The 14,672-nt window shown below is 71.3% G+C and carries 15 protein-coding genes and 1 tRNA gene; 3 read left to right on the forward strand and 13 right to left on the reverse strand.

Annotated elements, in window-relative coordinates; genetic code table 11:
* Positions 1-64 precede the first annotated feature (64 nt).
* The 7 genes from AC07DU_RS20110 to AC07DU_RS20140 form a co-directional block, all read right to left on the reverse strand.
* Complete coding sequence (locus AC07DU_RS20110; RefSeq protein WP_361939865.1) at positions 65-598, reverse strand: SigE family RNA polymerase sigma factor; 534 nt, start codon at positions 596-598, stop codon at positions 65-67.
* A gap of 146 nt (positions 599-744) precedes the next feature.
* Positions 745-1,911: a lipid-transfer protein gene (locus tag AC07DU_RS20115; RefSeq protein WP_479112708.1), complete on the reverse strand. Its 1,167-nt coding sequence runs from the start codon at positions 1,909-1,911 to the stop codon at positions 745-747.
* Entirely contained in the window at positions 1,908-2,291 is a 384-nt protein-coding gene (locus tag AC07DU_RS20120) for a MaoC family dehydratase (protein WP_361939871.1), read from the reverse strand. Before AC07DU_RS20120 ends, AC07DU_RS20115 begins: the two co-directional genes overlap by 4 nt.
* Positions 2,288-3,415: an acyl-CoA dehydrogenase family protein gene (locus tag AC07DU_RS20125; RefSeq protein ID WP_479112710.1), complete on the reverse strand. Its 1,128-nt coding sequence runs from the start codon at positions 3,413-3,415 to the stop codon at positions 2,288-2,290. The genes AC07DU_RS20120 and AC07DU_RS20125 overlap by 4 nt, the downstream gene beginning before the upstream one ends.
* Positions 3,415-4,371 carry a bifunctional MaoC family dehydratase N-terminal/OB-fold nucleic acid binding domain-containing protein gene (locus tag AC07DU_RS20130; protein ID WP_479112846.1) on the reverse strand — a complete coding sequence of 319 codons (957 nt, stop codon included), beginning with the start codon at positions 4,369-4,371 and terminating at the stop codon, positions 3,415-3,417. Before AC07DU_RS20130 ends, AC07DU_RS20125 begins: the two co-directional genes overlap by 1 nt.
* Positions 4,372-4,382: 11 nt before the next feature.
* The gene (locus AC07DU_RS20135) at positions 4,383-5,558 is read right to left on the reverse strand and encodes an acyl-CoA dehydrogenase family protein (protein ID WP_479112712.1); all 1,176 of its coding nucleotides are present in this window, start codon (positions 5,556-5,558) and stop codon (positions 4,383-4,385) included.
* Positions 5,559-6,224: 666 nt separating this feature from the next.
* Positions 6,225-6,626: a DUF6344 domain-containing protein gene (locus tag AC07DU_RS20140; protein WP_479112714.1), complete on the reverse strand. Its 402-nt coding sequence runs from the start codon at positions 6,624-6,626 to the stop codon at positions 6,225-6,227.
* Between the two features lie 243 nt (positions 6,627-6,869).
* Here AC07DU_RS20140 and AC07DU_RS20145 point away from each other — a divergent pair, with 243 nt between their 5' ends.
* The 3 genes from AC07DU_RS20145 (at position 6,870) to AC07DU_RS20155 (ending at position 10,183) form a co-directional block, all read left to right on the forward strand.
* On the forward strand, positions 6,870-7,718 hold the full coding sequence (locus AC07DU_RS20145) for a helix-turn-helix domain-containing protein (RefSeq protein ID WP_479112716.1): 849 nt from the start codon (positions 6,870-6,872) through the stop codon (positions 7,716-7,718).
* A 127-nt stretch (positions 7,719-7,845) separates the two neighbouring features.
* A complete protein-coding gene (locus AC07DU_RS20150) occupies positions 7,846-7,968 on the forward strand; it encodes a hypothetical protein (protein WP_453370761.1) in 123 nt (40 codons plus the stop codon).
* 190 nt (positions 7,969-8,158) lie between these two features.
* Positions 8,159-10,183, forward strand: coding sequence for a hypothetical protein (locus tag AC07DU_RS20155; RefSeq protein ID WP_479112718.1), 2,025 nt, complete (start codon positions 8,159-8,161; stop codon positions 10,181-10,183).
* 89 nt (positions 10,184-10,272) lie between these two features.
* Here AC07DU_RS20155 and AC07DU_RS20160 read toward each other — a convergent pair whose 3' ends face one another.
* The 6 genes from AC07DU_RS20160 to AC07DU_RS20185 all read right to left on the reverse strand — a co-directional run bounded on the left by AC07DU_RS20160 (position 10,273) and on the right by AC07DU_RS20185 (position 14,631).
* Positions 10,273-10,488, reverse strand: coding sequence for a hypothetical protein (locus AC07DU_RS20160; protein WP_479029215.1), 216 nt, complete (start codon positions 10,486-10,488; stop codon positions 10,273-10,275).
* Positions 10,489-10,608: 120 nt separating this feature from the next.
* A tRNA-Ser gene (locus AC07DU_RS20165) sits at positions 10,609-10,693 on the reverse strand.
* Between the two features lie 189 nt (positions 10,694-10,882).
* Positions 10,883-11,854 (reverse strand): trypsin-like serine peptidase, encoded by a 972-nt coding sequence (locus AC07DU_RS20170; protein WP_479112720.1) that lies wholly within the window; start codon positions 11,852-11,854, stop codon positions 10,883-10,885.
* A gap of 198 nt (positions 11,855-12,052) precedes the next feature.
* Positions 12,053-13,099: a YeiH family protein gene (locus AC07DU_RS20175; protein WP_479112722.1), complete on the reverse strand. Its 1,047-nt coding sequence runs from the start codon at positions 13,097-13,099 to the stop codon at positions 12,053-12,055.
* Positions 13,099-13,647, reverse strand: coding sequence for a cysteine dioxygenase family protein (locus AC07DU_RS20180; protein ID WP_479029231.1), 549 nt, complete (start codon positions 13,645-13,647; stop codon positions 13,099-13,101). The genes AC07DU_RS20175 and AC07DU_RS20180 overlap by 1 nt, the downstream gene beginning before the upstream one ends.
* Before the next feature lie 78 nt (positions 13,648-13,725).
* Entirely contained in the window at positions 13,726-14,631 is a 906-nt protein-coding gene (locus AC07DU_RS20185; RefSeq protein ID WP_360900148.1) for a LysR family transcriptional regulator, read from the reverse strand.
* Positions 14,632-14,672 lie beyond the last annotated feature (41 nt).

Raw genomic sequence — 14,672 nt, forward strand, 5'->3', positions numbered from 1 at the left:
AAACGTGCCCCGTCTCGCGCGAAAGGCGTTCCTGGTTTCACGTTTCACGTGAAACATCCTCCGCTCACCGGACCGGAGTCAGCTCCGGGTCCTCGCGGAGCTTGCCCAGCGCACGGGAGACGGCGCTCTTGACCGTGCCGACCGAGACGCCCATCAGCTCCGCGGTCTGCACCTCGCTCAGATCCTCGTAATAGCGCAGGACGACCATGGCCCGCTGCCGGTCGGGCAGCCGGGTCACCGCGCGCCACATCGCATCGCGCAAGGCCTGCGCCTCGGCGGGATCGCAGGCCGCCACCTCCTCGGTCTCCGGGAGCTCGTCGCAGGCGAACTCGTCGACCTTGCGCTTGCGCCACTGGGAGGTCCGGGTGTTGACGAGGGTCCGTCGGACGTAGCCGTCCAGGGCGCGGTGGTCCTCTATGCGGTCCCAGGCCACGTACGTCTTGGTGAGGGCCGTCTGGAGCAGGTCCTCGGCATCGCAAGGGTTGGCGGTGAGCGAGCGCGCGGTGCGCATCAGGACCGTGCCGCGGGTCCGGACGTACGCCGAAAACGACGGGTACGGCGTCGGGGTCGAGGCGAGCGTGCAGGCGGGCGGGGTCATGTCTCCACGCTAGGAGCGCCCGCCCGCCGTGAAATCGGCCCCAGGTGCCGATGGGGGATCCCTCTCAGGTTGTAGGAGTGGGGCTATCCCCACCCCCTGAAGGTGGAGGGGGCGGCGGGCGCATCAGGACGTACGGCCCGGTGCCCTCAGCCGTCTGCTCCCAGGATCAGCCCGGAGGTCGGCACCCCCGTCCCGGCCGTCACGAGGGCGTACTGCGCCTGCGCGACCTGGTTCACGGAGGTGCCGCGCAGCTGTCGGACGGCCTCGGCGATGCCGTTCATCCCGTGCAGGTACGCCTCCCCGAGCTGGCCACCGTGGGTGTTGAGCGCCAGCGCGTCCGCGGCGACGAAATCGGCGGCCTCGCCCGGCTTGCAGAAGCCGAACTCCTCCAGCTGCATCAGCACGAAGGGGGTGAAGTGGTCGTAGAGGATGCCGACGTCGATGTCGCAGGGGCGCAGCCCGCTGGTGCGCCACAGCTGGCGCGCGACCACGTCCATCTCCGGCAGCCCGGTGAGGTCGTCGCGGTAGAAGGAGGTCATGCCCTCCTGGCGGCGTCCGGCGCCCTGTGCGGCCGCGGTGATCACGGCGGGCGCGTGCCGCAGGTGCCGGGCCCGCTCGGTCGTGGTGACGACCACGGCCTGACCGCCGTCGGTCTCCTGGCAGCAGTCCAGCAGCCGCAGCGGCTCCACGATCCAGCGCGAGGCGGCATGGTCGGCGAGGGTGATCGGCTTGCCGTGGAAGTACGCGGCGGGATTGTTCGCGGCGTGCCGACGGTCGGTGACGGCGACGTGCCCGAAGGCCTCGGGGGTGAGGTGGTAGGTGTGCAGGTAGCGCTGGGCGGTCATGGCCACCCAGGAAGCGGGCGTCAACAGCCCCCACGGCAGGGACCAGCCGAGCGCCGTCCCCTCCGCCGAGGGCTCGCGCTGCTGGACGCCCGACCCGAAGCGGCGCCCGGAGCGCTCGTTGAAGGCGCGGTAGCAGACCACGACCTCGGCGACCCCGGTGGCGACGGCGAGGGCGGCCTGCTGGACGGTGGCGCAGGCCGCGCCGCCGCCGTAGTGGATACGGGAGAAGAAGGAGAGGTCCCCGATGCCGGCCGCCTGGGCGACGGTGATCTCGGGGCTGGTGTCCATCGTGAAGGTGACCATGCCGTCGACGTCCGCGGGGGTGAGCCCGGCGTCGTCGAGCGCGGCGTGTACGGCTTCCACGGCGAGCTTGAGCTCGCTGCGGCCGGAGTCCTTGGAGAACTCGGTCGCGCCGATGCCGGCGATGGCGGCGCGGCCGCCGAGCTCGTCGCGGGAACGGACGCTCATGCCGCCACCTCCGCGATGACCGTTCCCGTCACGTGGTGGCCGAGGCCGTTGGCACCGACGACCCTGATCTCGACGGTGGTCCCGGACACGGCGGCCACGGTGCCCGTGAGGGTCATGGTGTCGCCCGGGTAGTTGGGGGCGCCCAGGCGGATGGCCACCTTGCGCAGGACGGCCTGCGGCCCGAGGTGATCGGTGACGTAGCGGCCGACCAGGCCGTTCGTGGTGAGGATGTTCATGAAGATGTCCGGGGAGCCCTTCTCCCGAGCGAGGTCCGCGTCGTGGTGCACGTCCTGGTAGTCGCGGGAGGCGATCGCGCCCGCCACGATCAGCGTGCGGGTGACCGCGATCTCCAGCGGCGGCAGCGTGTCGCCGGCCTTCATGCCTGCTCTCCCTCGGCTGTCGAAGCGATCGAAGCTCCCAGTTCGGCCAGCAGCTCGCTGCCGCATCCCAGGTACGCGCCCAGCTGGCGCCCCCACAGGAAGTGCCGGTGGACCGGGTGGTCCAGGTCGGCGCCCATGCCGCCATGCAGGTGCTGGCCCGCGTGCACGACCCGCTTGCCCGCCTCCGAGGCCCACCAGGCCGCCGTCAGCGCGTGCTCGCGCGCAGCGAGCCCCTGGTCGATGCGCCAGGCCGCCTCGTACGCGGTGACCCGGATCGCCTCGGTGTCCATGTACGCGTCGGCCGCGCGCAGCATGACCCCCTGGTTGGTAGAGAGCGGCCGGCCGAACTGCTCGCGGGTGGAGGTGTACTGCACCGCGCGGGCCAGCGAGCCCGCGCAGACGCCCGCCTGGAGCCCGGCGAAGGCGGTACGGGCGGCGGCGATCGTGTCCTCGTACGGGCGGGAGCCGTGGCCGATGGCGTCGCGGGCACGGGGGGCGTCGCTAGCGGGGTAGCGGGCGTCGTCGGGAGCAGGGGCGTAGGCGGCGGAGTCCCCGATGCGTTCGCCCTCGGCGCGGGTCAGGGTCAGGCGGCCCGCCGACCAGGGGGCGGTGGTCTCCACCGCGGCCGTCTCCACTCCGGGCGCGTCCGTCCGTACGAGCCACAGCGCCCGGTCCGCGTCCGGGACCAGTACGTGCGTGGCGTCGCGCAGCCAGGGGACGACGGGGACGGTGCCGGTCAGCCCGCCCGCGGACGTGGCGGTGATCCGTCCGCGCTCCGGGAAGGCACCGGTGGCCACCGCCTCGCCCGTGCCGAGGGCGGGCAGCAGGCGGGCACGCTGCTCGGGGCTGCCGTGCGCGGCCACGGGGAGGATCCCGTACACGCAGGTGGCCGCGTACGGGACCTGCGCGGTGGTGCGGCCCTGCTCCTCCAGCAGCAGCACCAGCCCGAGCAGGCCGATCTCCTGGACGGCGGCGGTCAGTCCGGCCGAGGTGAGGGCCTTCCACAGTTCGGCGTCGCTGCCGGTGCCCGCGGCGGCGAGGCGTTCGTGGGTGGCGAGGTCGCCGAAGATGCGGGCCGCGAGGCCGGCCGCGGCAGCCTGTTCCTCGGTGGGGTGGAAGTCCATCAGCCTTCACTCCCGCGGAAGACGGGGAGTTCGAGGGCGTCGTCGACGCGCAGGAACTCCAGCTGGACGGGCAGGCCGATGCGCACCTCGTCGTACGGGACACCGGTGATGTTGCTGATCATCCGGACGCCTTCGGCGAGCTCGACGAGCGCCACCGCGTAGGGAGGGGAGAAGGCGGGGAAGGCCGGGTGGTGCATGACCACGTACGAGAACACCGTGCCGGCGCCGGACGCCTCGACGGTGTCCCAGTCGGGGGAGGCGCAGGCGTTGCAGCCGGGGAGCCACGGGAAGCGGAGGGTGGCGCAGGAGGTGCAGCGCTGGATCAGGAGCTTGTGGTCGCGGACGCCGTCCCAGAAGCCCTGGTTGTCGCGGTTGATCACCGGGCGGGGGCGCTGCGCCGCGGGTTTGGCCTTCGGCCTGGCGGCGGGCGCGTACTTGAGGATGCGGAAGCGGTGGGTACCGGCGAGCTCCCCGTCCACGCGGACGTCCATCCGGGTCGTCAGGAAGTGACCGGTGCCCAGCTTGGTCGTCTTGCGGGGCGACACGGACTCGATGACGGCGTCGAAGGTGATCGCGTCGCCGGTACGCAGCGGGCGGAGGTACTCCTGCTCGCAGTCGGTGGCGACGACGGAGGTGAAACCGGCGCCGTCGAGGAGCGCGAAGAGCTCGTCGTAGGAGGAGGAGCGGTCGGCGTGGCCACGGAGACCGCCCATCGTCCAGGCCTGCAGCATGGTGGGCGGAGCGATGGCGTCCGGCCCGGTGTAGGCGGGGTTGGCGTCGCCCATCGCCTCGCACCAGTGGCGGATCATCGGCTCGTTGACCACGTCCTTGGCCCGGCCGTCGGTGGCGGCCGGGCGGCCTTCGAAGGTCGCCAGCAGCGCGTGGAACCGGTCTGCCTCGTCGGCTGCGCCGGCTGCGTCCGTCGCCGCTCGCGCCGCCACCGCCCCCGGCTTCATCGCTCGCGCCGTCATCGCTTCCTCCCCTTCATGCCGAGCCGCATCATGGCGACGATCTCCCGCTGGACCTCGCTGACCCCGCCGCCGAAGGTGTTGATCTGCGCGGCCCGGTTCATCCGCTCCAGCTCGCCGCCCGCGAAGGCCGCCGGCCCCCGCACGAGCGCCTCCTCGCCCACCACCTCCTGGCACATCCGGTACACCTCGACGGTGGACTCGGTGCCGAGGAACTTCACACCGCTGGCGTCGCCGGGGGCCAGGGTGCCGGCGCCCACGTCCTGGACGAGCCGCCAGTTGAGCAGGCGTACGGCGGCCAGGCGCGCGTGCGCCTCGGCGAGCCGGGACTGCACCCAGGGCAGGTCGGCGGGCCGGTCGCCGGTGACCGGGTCGGGAGTGCGGGCGTGGTCGAGGGCGCGCTCGTAGAAGTCCTCGGCCTGCATGCCGATGGCGGCGAGGGCGACGCGCTCGTGGTTGAGCTGGTTGGTGATCAGGCCCCAGCCGCCGTGCTCGGGGCCGACGAGGTTGCCGACGGGCACGCGGACGGAGTCGTAGTACGTCGCCGTGGTCGTGAGGCCGCCGACGGTGTCGATCGGGGTCCAGGAGAAGCCTGGGTCGTCGGTGGGCACCAGGATGATCGAGATGCCCTTGTGCTTGGGGGCTTCGGTGTCGGTGCGGCAGGCGAGCCAGATCCAGTCCGCGTTCTGGGCGTTGGAGGTGAAGATCTTCTGGCCGTCGATCACCCAGCTCGCGCCGTCGCCGTTCCCGTCGCCGTCGCCTTCGCGTACGGCGCGGGTGCGCAACGAGGCGAGGTCGGTGCCCGCCTCGGGTTCCGAGTAGCCGATCGCGAAGACGATCTCTCCCTTGAGGATCCGGGGCAGGAAGTAGTCCTTCTGCTGCGGGGTCCCGTACTTCATCAGGGTCGGGCCGACGGTGTTGAGCGTGACCATGGAAACGGGGGCACCGGCACGGTAGGCCTCGTCGAAAAAGACGAACTGGTCGCCGGGGCCGCGTCCTTGGCCGCCGTACTCGACGGGCCAGCCGAGGCCGAGCAGTCCGTCGGCGCCGATGCGGCGCAGCAGTGCGCGCTGGCGGGCCGCGTCCTCGGGGACTCCGTTCGGCAGCAGATCCTGGAAGTACTCCCGCAGTTCGGCACGGAGCCGCAACTGGCCTTCGGTCGGGGCGAGGTGCACGGCGCTGGCCTCCCGGCATCACACATCATCGAGTGGACCTGACTGTCCGTCAGATTTACCCGTGATGTCAAGGTCGGAAGGGGCCGGTCCTGGCGACGCTCGCATTCGATCCGTCGCTCGCGAAGGAGCCGTTGTCGGCCGAGGCCACCCCGCCGAAGAGTGCGACGGCGAGGGGGAGAGCGGCGTCGGCAGCGATGACGCGGGCGGTACGGATCTCTTGAAACTGCTGCAACACGCGTCGCACAAGGGATGAAACGTTTCGCTATACCGCCTCGTCCCGGACATGCCGAAAAGGGCCGCGCGCCTCCGGGAACCCCACCGTCTCCCGGGCCTGCGGCCCTGCCATGCCATGCCATGCCAAGCCAAGCTTCACGCCCCCTGCACGCTCTCGGCGTGCGCCGGGGGCAGGTCATCCGCACCCCGCTCCGGGGGCACCACGCGGCGCGCTCCACGGCCACGACGGACCGGGCTCCAACGCCTGCGTTTGCTGCCTGCGCCTGCTCGTACTACTCCTGCTGCCACTCCTGCCCGGCGGTGGCGCGTGCGCCTGCGATCCGGACCCTACGACTACACGACAACCCAACTGCACGACTGCACGACTGCACCTACGGGGTACTGCGGGGTACTACGGGCCTGCGGGGCGACGGCGCCCACGGTGTCACGGAGCTACGCGGCGAGCGCGAGCGCTTCGCGGGCCGGGGCGTTCACGGGCGCCGCAGCCGCTACGGAGGCGGATCCGACCGAGGTCACGGACGTACCACCGGTCTCGCGAGCGCCGGCCATGGCCGCCGCTGTGGTCGAGCGCCGGACGGACGGGGTCTTGCCGTGGGCCTCGGCGCGGATCCGCTGCTTGATGGTCGGCGGGAGCGAACCACCCCGCATCATCGCCCGCCAGGTCCGTCGGGCCACGACGGCCGGCCGACGGCGGGCGGTGGCAGGAGCGGCGGGAGCCGGGACACCGGCGGCGACAGGGGCCGCCTTCCCGGCGAGACCGAGGAAGTCGAGCAGAGCGGCGAGGACGGCGAGGACGGAGGTCCAGATCGACGTGAGGGTGCTGCGGTGAGCCATGACGGAGTGCCTCATTTCGCGATGTTCCGACGGGTGGATCTGCATACATTCGTCATGATGTGGTCGCAACTCGGCGCCACCCACCGCCCGCGCCGATCTTCCGACAAACACCACCCGTAAAGCCCAAAACCGCCGCAGACAGCCGGCCCGGGATGGTGTGCAGTAAGGGCAGGGGCTCGTCGCCACGGGAGGAAGAGGGATTTGCCGGTGGTCGCAGTCGCAGGGGCAGGCGCAGGCGCAGGCGTGTCCGGACGGGGGGTCGAGATGACCCGGGTGGGTGGCCGGTGGCGGGTGACCCGGCCGTGGCCTGCCCACCTGCGCCCCTTCGTGCACAGCTACGCCGGCTACTGGGAGGCGGCGGTCTCGCCCTATCGGGTGCGGCTGGTTCCCACGGGTCGAGCCGTCGTGGTGATCAGCCTTAGGGAGCCCTTCGCCCAAGTGCGCCGACTGGGCGACCCGAGCCCGGTAAGCCAGGTGACCGGCTCTCTGATCGCGGGCCTGGAGGACGGGCCCCGGGTGTGTCACCATCCCGGCGGCCAGGAGGCGATTCGGCTTGAGTTGACCCCGCTGGGCGCGTTTCGGCTGTTCGCCGTGCCGATGAGCGAGCTCACCAACAGGGTGGTCGAACTCTGCGACGTCCTGGGGCCCGGGGCCGGATTCCTGGTGGAACAACTGGCGGCCACCAGCGACTGGGGCGCCCGGTTCGACCTGCTGGACATCGCGTTGTCCGCCCGGTTCGAGCGCGGCCCGCGGCCCGCACCCGAGGTGAGCCACGCTTGGCGCCTGCTGTCCCGCGCCAGCGGGGCGATGCCGGTCGGGCGGATCGCGGCCGAAGTGGGCTGGAGCCAGGGCTACCTGATCCGCCGGTTCACCGAGCAGATCGGCTTGACGCCCAAGACGTCCGCACGGGTGCTGCGCTTCCACCGCGCCGTGCGGCTGCTCACTCACGAGAGTGCGAACCTCACCGACGCGACCGCCGCCTGCGGCTTCTACGACCAGGCTCACCTCAACCGCGAGTTCCGGGCCCTGGCCGGAACCACTCCCGGCCAGATGGCCGCTGCCCGCGTGACGGAGGGAGCCCTCGCCCTGTGAGCGACGAGGTCAAATTCGTCCAAGCCAGGCCGCCCGCACCTGGATAGCGTGCCGTTCGTAGTCGTCGCTCAGGCTGCCCGGGGGAGGCCTGAGCGACGGTGAACCTGGCTTCGGAGGGGGAGAACTCATGGAAGACCTGCTGCGCATCCTGGTGGCCGGCGCGCTCACGGGCGGCTTGATCGGATTGGCGGGGGCTCTCGGACGACGCAACCGCAGGCGCCGCGAGGGCGGCGACACGAACGGCCGCTGACGGTCCAGACGGTCCATCCCCGCCTGCGGTCGGCCGCGCACAGCTCCCGTACAGGTGTGCGGCGATCACTCGTCGCACACCACCCTGGGGGGGGTTCATGCCAACGGCATTGGCGTCCGCGAGACGCCCGATTTCCACCGTACTGACGTGCTTGCTGGCCGTCCTTGCCGCACTTCTCCTGCCGGTGGGTGTGGCTCAGGCTGCGTCGGCCGCCGAAGACTGCGTGGGCGTCGCCGAGGGGCGGTACGCAGGTCACTTCACCACGGCGGGGCAGACGCACTGCCTGCAACTGCCGAGCCCGCCGGGCGCCCGGATCGCAGCTCTCACCTCGCTCGGCGGCGCGAGCCTAACCGTCCAGGTCGAGGTGGTCGACAAGAACGGCGCCGCACAGTGCACCGCTGGGGATCTCCTCGGGGGCGGCTGCGCCCTGACTGGAACGGCGCCGTTCCGTGCACTCGTGCACGCCGACGACGACACCGCGACCGGGCCGTACGGCGTCCACTTCGTCCGTACGGACGTACTCCAGGCCGGTTGCCAGATCCTGCCCGCGGGTAGTTTCGCCGATGACGCGGCGGCCGTGCGGCTGGAGACCGGCAACGGCGTCTTCTCGCACTGCCTGACCATTCCGGCCGACGCGCACTCCTCCTCCGAGCTCCTCCGGATCCGCTACGGCTTCCCGGACGACACGGACCTGTTCCCGCGCTTCGTGATCAGGCTGATCGACACCGACGGCAACGGGGCGCCTTCCTGCTACAACCACCCGACCCCGGGCCAGTCGCTACGGACAGACGGCCTCAGCAGCTGCTACTTCACCGTCGGCAAGGCGTACACCGTCCTCGTGCAGGGCCAGGACGCCGTGCGCAGCCACACCCTGGACCGCCATGACGTCACCGCCACGGCCAAGGGCTGCGCCGCCTCCGCCGCTACGGCGGTCGGCGCCCCGGCCACGACCGGCACGTCGAGTCAGAACGGCACCCTGCGCTGCCACCGGATCACCACCGGCACCACCACGGACCGGCTGAGCCTCAACGCCCGGGACGCCCACGACAGCACGCACGTGCCGGTCATGGACAACGGCGGAGGCATCGCCTGCCACCAGCGGACCTGGGCGTGCACGGCCACCGGCTCCACCGGCTACCAGGTCGTCACCCAGGTCCCGGAGAACTGGTCCCTGCCCGCCTCCTACCGCCTCGACGCCTGGCGGATCGCCACGGCCGCCGGCCCCGCACCCGAGTGCACCCGGGCCGGATCGGTGGCGTACGGGTACGGTCCGGTGACCGGCACGCTCTCCGAGGAGCGCACCGGCGTGTGCGCCGTGCTGCCGAGCGTCTCGGGGGACCGGTTCAGGGCCGACATCACCGCCACGGACGGCGGACCGTCCACCCCGGAGCCCGCGCTCTACACCGGCGACGGGCGCAACCTCTGCATGGGTAACTCGTCCCCGTATGACTGCCAGAGCACCGGCCAGAGCCTGTTCCTCCTCGCGCTGCCGGACGAGGCGGGTCGTACGGCGTACCGCGCCGAGGTGGTCTGCACCAACGCGCCCTGCGGCCCCGAGGAACTGTCCGTCGGGGACGTCACGCCGACCACCGCGCAGAGCGGTACGGTCGCGACCCTCACCGTGCAGGGCACGGCGCTGAGCAAGAGCACCACCGTCGAGCTGACCGGCGGCCCGGCGCCGCTGACGGCCACGACCGTCTCGGTCTCCGACGACGCCCGGACGCTGAAGGCGACCGTTGACCTGCGCACGGCCCCCGTCGGCAACTGGAACATCAGGGTCAGCGCGCTCAACTTCAGCTACCCGCGTGGCACGCTGACTGTGACGCCGCCCGCGGTCTCCGGCCTGGGTACGTACAAGCCGATCACACCCACCCGCCTGATGGACACCCGCGAAGGACTCGGCGTCCCCAAAGCCAAAATCAGCGAAGGCGGAACCGCCACCCTCCAGGTCACCGGCACGGCAGGCATCCCCGCCACCGGCGTCACCGCCGTCGTCCTCAACGTCACAGCCACCGACCCCACCGCCGGCAGCTACGTCTCCGTCTACCCCAACGGCACCACCCGCACCAGCGCCTCAAACCTCAACTTCACCGCGGGACAGACGATCCCCAACCTCGTCGTCGTCCCCGTCATCAACGGAAAAGTCAGCTTCTACAACAACGCCGGAACAGTCGACCTCATCGCCGACATCGCCGGCTACTACACGACGACGTAACGCGAGCTGGTGAACACAGAGGGCGGGTACCCCGTGCGGGGAGTACCCGCCCTCTGACGTGGTGCTTCTGTGACTTTTGGCCTTGCGTCTCAGGAGTAGAAGCCGGTCCAGTATTCATCGGGCGCCACGCCGAACGCCTCGGGCTGTTCACCCTGGAGGACTTCGTACCGCTCGTGGAAGGCGAGGAACGCCTCCTGGAGAGAACATCCGAGATGCTCTCGGATGGCCTTGATGCCCGGCAGGATGAGGCCGGCAAAGATCTCGCTGTCAGCGACGGTGACGGGGGGCGGGGGCGTCTCGCTCATGCTCGCAAGATCGCACAGTGTCGTAGTACGGCGCTGCTGAGATTTGGGCTTACCGGGACCGCAGGTCCGCACCGTCGAACGGCCCCTGACCGTATCTCCTGGTCAGGGGCCGTTCGCCTGCGGTGGGTGTGGGATTTGAACCCACGGTGACTCGCGCCACGACGGTTTTCAAGACCGTTCCCTTAGGCCGCTCGGGCAACCCACCTGTGCCCCTGCCGACCAGCGGCGGAGCGGGTCCAGAGTACCGGGTGGCGCCGCTGCTCAGGGCTCTGTTGATCCACTGTTGTCATTTCGGGCGGAAACGAGGGGCGCCTGCGCGGTGCCTCCGGCGGGGCGGGGAGCCCTGCTCACCCGGAGGTGAGCGCGAGCGGGGCTCGCTGGGCTCCCCGTCGGGTCAGGACGCCTGGGCCTTGTCGTAGGCCGCCTTCGCCTCGTTGCCGAAGTAGGGGCCGTGCATCCGGTTCGGCAGGAAGGTGTAGCCGAAGCTGTTCACCGAGACCTGGGTGCCCAGGCCCGTGGCCTCGTTGAAGTCCTGGAACCAGGGGCCGCCGCTGGAGCCGCCGGTCATGTTGCAGGCCAGACTGTGGTCCTTGGTCAGCAGGAAGTCCTTGCCGCTGTTGCCGCTGCAGTAGACCAGTTTCGTGCCGTCGTACGGGGCTGCCGCCGGGAAGCCGAAGGAGTACATCTTCTTGTTGTAGCCGCCGTTGAAGAGGATGCCCTGTGCGCCGATGGCCTGGCTGAGGGTCTGCCCGTTCAACGGGGCGACGACGGCGAGGCCGACGTCCATGTTCATGTCCTCGCTCGCGGCCCACTGGTCGGTGGCGAAGGTCTTGGTGGCCGGCCACTGGCCGTAGGGGGCCGACCCGTTGTTGTAGGCGGGGACGAACACCCAGTTGGTGTGCCAGGCACCCTGGTACTTCACGCAGTGGCCGGCCGTGATGACCGTACTGCCGTTGGCACTGGTGACCGAGTCGCCGGAGCAGGAGGCCGTCCGGTCGCCCATGGTGAAGAAGACCCGGCCCGAGGTCCTCACGACCGCGCCGCCGCCGGTCCAGGCACCGCCCGCCTGCGGGAACGCGGTGGGGGACGCCGCAGAAGACGCCAGGGCGGACGAGGCTGCGGTCGGGGCGATGCTGGTGGGGGCCGCCGACGTTGAGACCGGGGTGCGGGCCGCGCCCGGGACCGCCGTCACGTCGAGCGGGGTGGCTCCCCGCATCCGCTCCGCGGTCCAGAAGCCCTGGGTGTGCTGCTGACTGAACGACGCGGGGGCCGGCGCGGCGGTCGAGGGGGTGGCCGCCGTCAGGGCTCCCGCGACCAGGGCTCCTGCCGACAGGAGGACGGACAAGGCCGTGCGATGACGATTCACGCATGACTCCTTCTGCCGTGCCCGGTCCGGTCCTGTGAGTCGGACCGGGGCAGGGTGGGGGTGAAGAACGGTCGGTGCGGATCGGCTGTGCATTGCTTGCCGGGGCAGAGTGGCACGCCTGTGCGTCAATGTCAGCGGGCAGTCAGAACGTTCGGTCGGTTCCGGCCATGAAATGGCCAACTCCTCGCCGTTGCACCGTCATACGGTCAGCACCACGCCCACGTACGAGGCCCCCGCCACCACGACCCACGCCCCCAGGCCCAGCACCGCCGCCCGCCCGCCGGTCCGGGCCAGCGTCGGCAGGTGCACCGCGCTGCCCAGGCCGAACAGGGCCGCGGCCAGCAGCACCTCCTGCGCGGTGTGCGCCCACTCCAGCGCTACGTCGGGCAGCGCTCCCGTGGCGCGCAGCGCGGCCGCGGCCAGGAACCCGGCGACGAACAGCGGCACCGGAGCCGGCCGGCGCCCCGAGGCCGTGCGCACCCCGCGCCGCCGGGCCCGGACGGAGAAGGCCACGGCAGCCACCAGCGGCGCGAGCAGCGCCACCCGCATCAGCTTGACCAGCACGGCCTCGCCCAATGCGCCCGGGCCCGCGGTCTGCGCGGTCGCCACCACCTGGCCGACATCGTGGACGCTCGCTCCGACCCACCGCCCGAAGGCCGGGTCGGAGAGGCCCAGCGGGCCCTGGAGGAGGGGGAGGACCGCGATGGCGAGGGTGCCGCAGAGCGTGACCAGGGCGACCGAGGCGGCCACGTCCTCCTCGTCGCTGCCCGACACCTCGCTCACCGCGCCGATGGCCGAGGCCCCGCAGATCGAATACCCCGTGGCGATCAGCAGCGGCTGGTCTCCGGGGAGTCCGAGCCGACGGCCGAGCCAGATCGTGCCGAAGAAGGTGGCCGCCACCACTCCGGCCACCATCGCCACCGTGGCCCAGCCCAGCCGGAGCACCTGGTCCAGGCCCAGCCCCAGACCCAGCAGCACGATGCCGATCCGCATCAGGCGGCGGCCTGCCAGGGACAGGCCCGGGCGGGCGGTGGAGCGGACGAAGGTCCGTACGCCCGGCAGATGCGCCACCGCGATGCCCAGCACCACCGACGCGGTCAGCATCGGCACGGCGGGCACCAGGCGGTGGAGGGACCACGCCGCCAGCGCTCCGCCCACGGCCATCGCCAAGCCGGGCCAGGAGGTGGATGTTTCACGTGAAACATGGTGGAGCGCCGCCGCTTGCGGACGGTGGAGGAGTGCCATCAGTCGACGGGGAGCGTGTAGACGCGTCGGATGCTGGTACCCAGCCGGGACACGTCGGCGCCGTACACGTGCACGGATATCGCCGTGGCGCCACAGGAGTTGCGGACCTTGTGGATGTCACCGGGCGGGGCGAACCCGCAGACCTCGCCCTGCGCGTTGACCACGTCCTCGGTGGCCACCAGTCGCGCAGGGCCCGCACCGGGGGCGAGCCGGAAGCGGCGTTCGCTCTCCTCACCCTCGTGCACCCCGGCCACGCACCACGACACGTGGTCGTGGATACAGGTCTCCTGTCCGGGCAGCCACACCAGCGCCACCACGGAGAAGCTGCCGTCGGACTCGGCGTGCAGGACGTGCTGGCGGTAGCGCTCCGGATCGCCCTCCCGCTGCGCGGGCGTCAGGAGGTCGGGCGCCCCCAGATGCGGGGCGAGCCGTTCGCCCACCAGGTACGCGGTGAGGTCGGGAGCCAGTCCCCGCTCCACGACCGTACGGATCTCACTGACGAGGGCGGCCATCCTCGTGGTGAGGCGGGCCGGAATGGTGGTGGTCATATACGCAGCGTGCTGCGGACGTTCCATCACGTCCAACGACAGTTATGACCTGAAATCCCAAGCGGGGCTTATGGATGGTCAGCAGCCGACCCGGTTCGCCGCCGCCTGCTTCAGGGCGTTGAGCACCACGCCCGTCGCCGGGACCCGCAGATGGTCCCGGTAGACGTAGGCGGCGATGTGCCGGCGGGCGGCGGGCTGGAGCGCCCGGCCGCAGACCTTGTTCAGCGAAAGGGAGGGCAGTACCAGGGCGGGCATCATGGCCACGCCCAGCCCCTGCGCGACCAGGCTCTGCACCACCAGGTTGTCGTCGGTGGCGAAGCGGATGTCGGGGACGAAACCCAGCTCCGCACACTCGTGCAGGAGGTTCGCCCGGCAGCGCGGGCAGCCCGCTATCCACTGCTCCTCGGCGAGGTCGGCCAGGAGCACGGCGCGGCGCCGGGCCAGCGGATGCCCGGTGGGCAGCAGTACCGTCAGCTGGTCCTCCAGCAGCCTGACCTCGGCCACCTCCTCCGGGATCTCCTCGTGCAGCCCGGGATAGGTGAAGGCCAGGGTGATGTCGCACTCCCCCCGCTCCAGCCGGCGCAGCGAGTCGGGGGGTTCTCCCTCCAGCAGCTCCACCTGGACGCCCGGGTGTTCCTTGGCCAGGCAGCTCAGGGCTTCCGGCACGAGGGTGACGTTGGCACTGGGGAAGCCGCACAGCCGGACCCGCCCCGTGCGCAGGCGCGCGTAAGCCTTGAGCTGGGCCTCGGCGGCGCAGAGGCTGCCGAGGATGGTCTCGGCGTGCCGGGAGAGGGACTCCCCGGCCTCGGTGAGCTGCATCTTGCGGCCCACACGGGTGAACAGCGGGGTCCCGACGGCGCGTTCGAGCGCTTTCATCTGCTGGGTGATGGCGGGCTGGGTGTACCCCAGCATGCGGGCGGCAGCCGAGTACGACCCGGAGGCGACCACCTCGTGGAATGTCCGTATGTGCCGGGAGTCGAACACCAATGAAGCATAAGCGGACATTGGGAGGGGCCGTAGGCGGA

The organism is Streptomyces sp. NPDC045695 (assembly GCF_056432025.1).

What these genes read in the sequence shown, in the direction of transcription:
- AC07DU_RS20120 (WP_361939871.1), bottom strand. Translation starts at nt 2,291, where the DNA reads ATGAAGGCCGGCGACACGCTGCCGCCGCTGGAGATCGCGGTCACCCGC.
- AC07DU_RS20115 (WP_479112708.1), bottom strand. Translation starts at nt 1,911, where the DNA reads ATGAGCGTCCGTTCCCGCGACGAGCTCGGCGGCCGCGCCGCCATCGCC.
- AC07DU_RS20140 (WP_479112714.1), bottom strand. Translation starts at nt 6,626, where the DNA reads ATGGCTCACCGCAGCACCCTCACGTCGATCTGGACCTCCGTCCTCGCC.
- AC07DU_RS20160 (WP_479029215.1), bottom strand. Translation starts at nt 10,488, where the DNA reads ATGAGCGAGACGCCCCCGCCCCCCGTCACCGTCGCTGACAGCGAGATC.
- AC07DU_RS20150 (WP_453370761.1), top strand. Translation starts at nt 7,846, where the DNA reads ATGGAAGACCTGCTGCGCATCCTGGTGGCCGGCGCGCTCACGGGCGGC.
- AC07DU_RS20110 (WP_361939865.1), bottom strand. Translation starts at nt 598, where the DNA reads ATGACCCCGCCCGCCTGCACGCTCGCCTCGACCCCGACGCCGTACCCG.
- AC07DU_RS20175 (WP_479112722.1), bottom strand. Translation starts at nt 13,099, where the DNA reads ATGGCACTCCTCCACCGTCCGCAAGCGGCGGCGCTCCACCATGTTTCA.
- AC07DU_RS20130 (WP_479112846.1), bottom strand. Translation starts at nt 4,371, where the DNA reads ATGAAGCCGGGGGCGGTGGCGGCGCGAGCGGCGACGGACGCAGCCGGC.
- AC07DU_RS20125 (WP_479112710.1), bottom strand. Translation starts at nt 3,415, where the DNA reads ATGGACTTCCACCCCACCGAGGAACAGGCTGCCGCGGCCGGCCTCGCG.
- AC07DU_RS20180 (WP_479029231.1), bottom strand. Translation starts at nt 13,647, where the DNA reads ATGACCACCACCATTCCGGCCCGCCTCACCACGAGGATGGCCGCCCTC.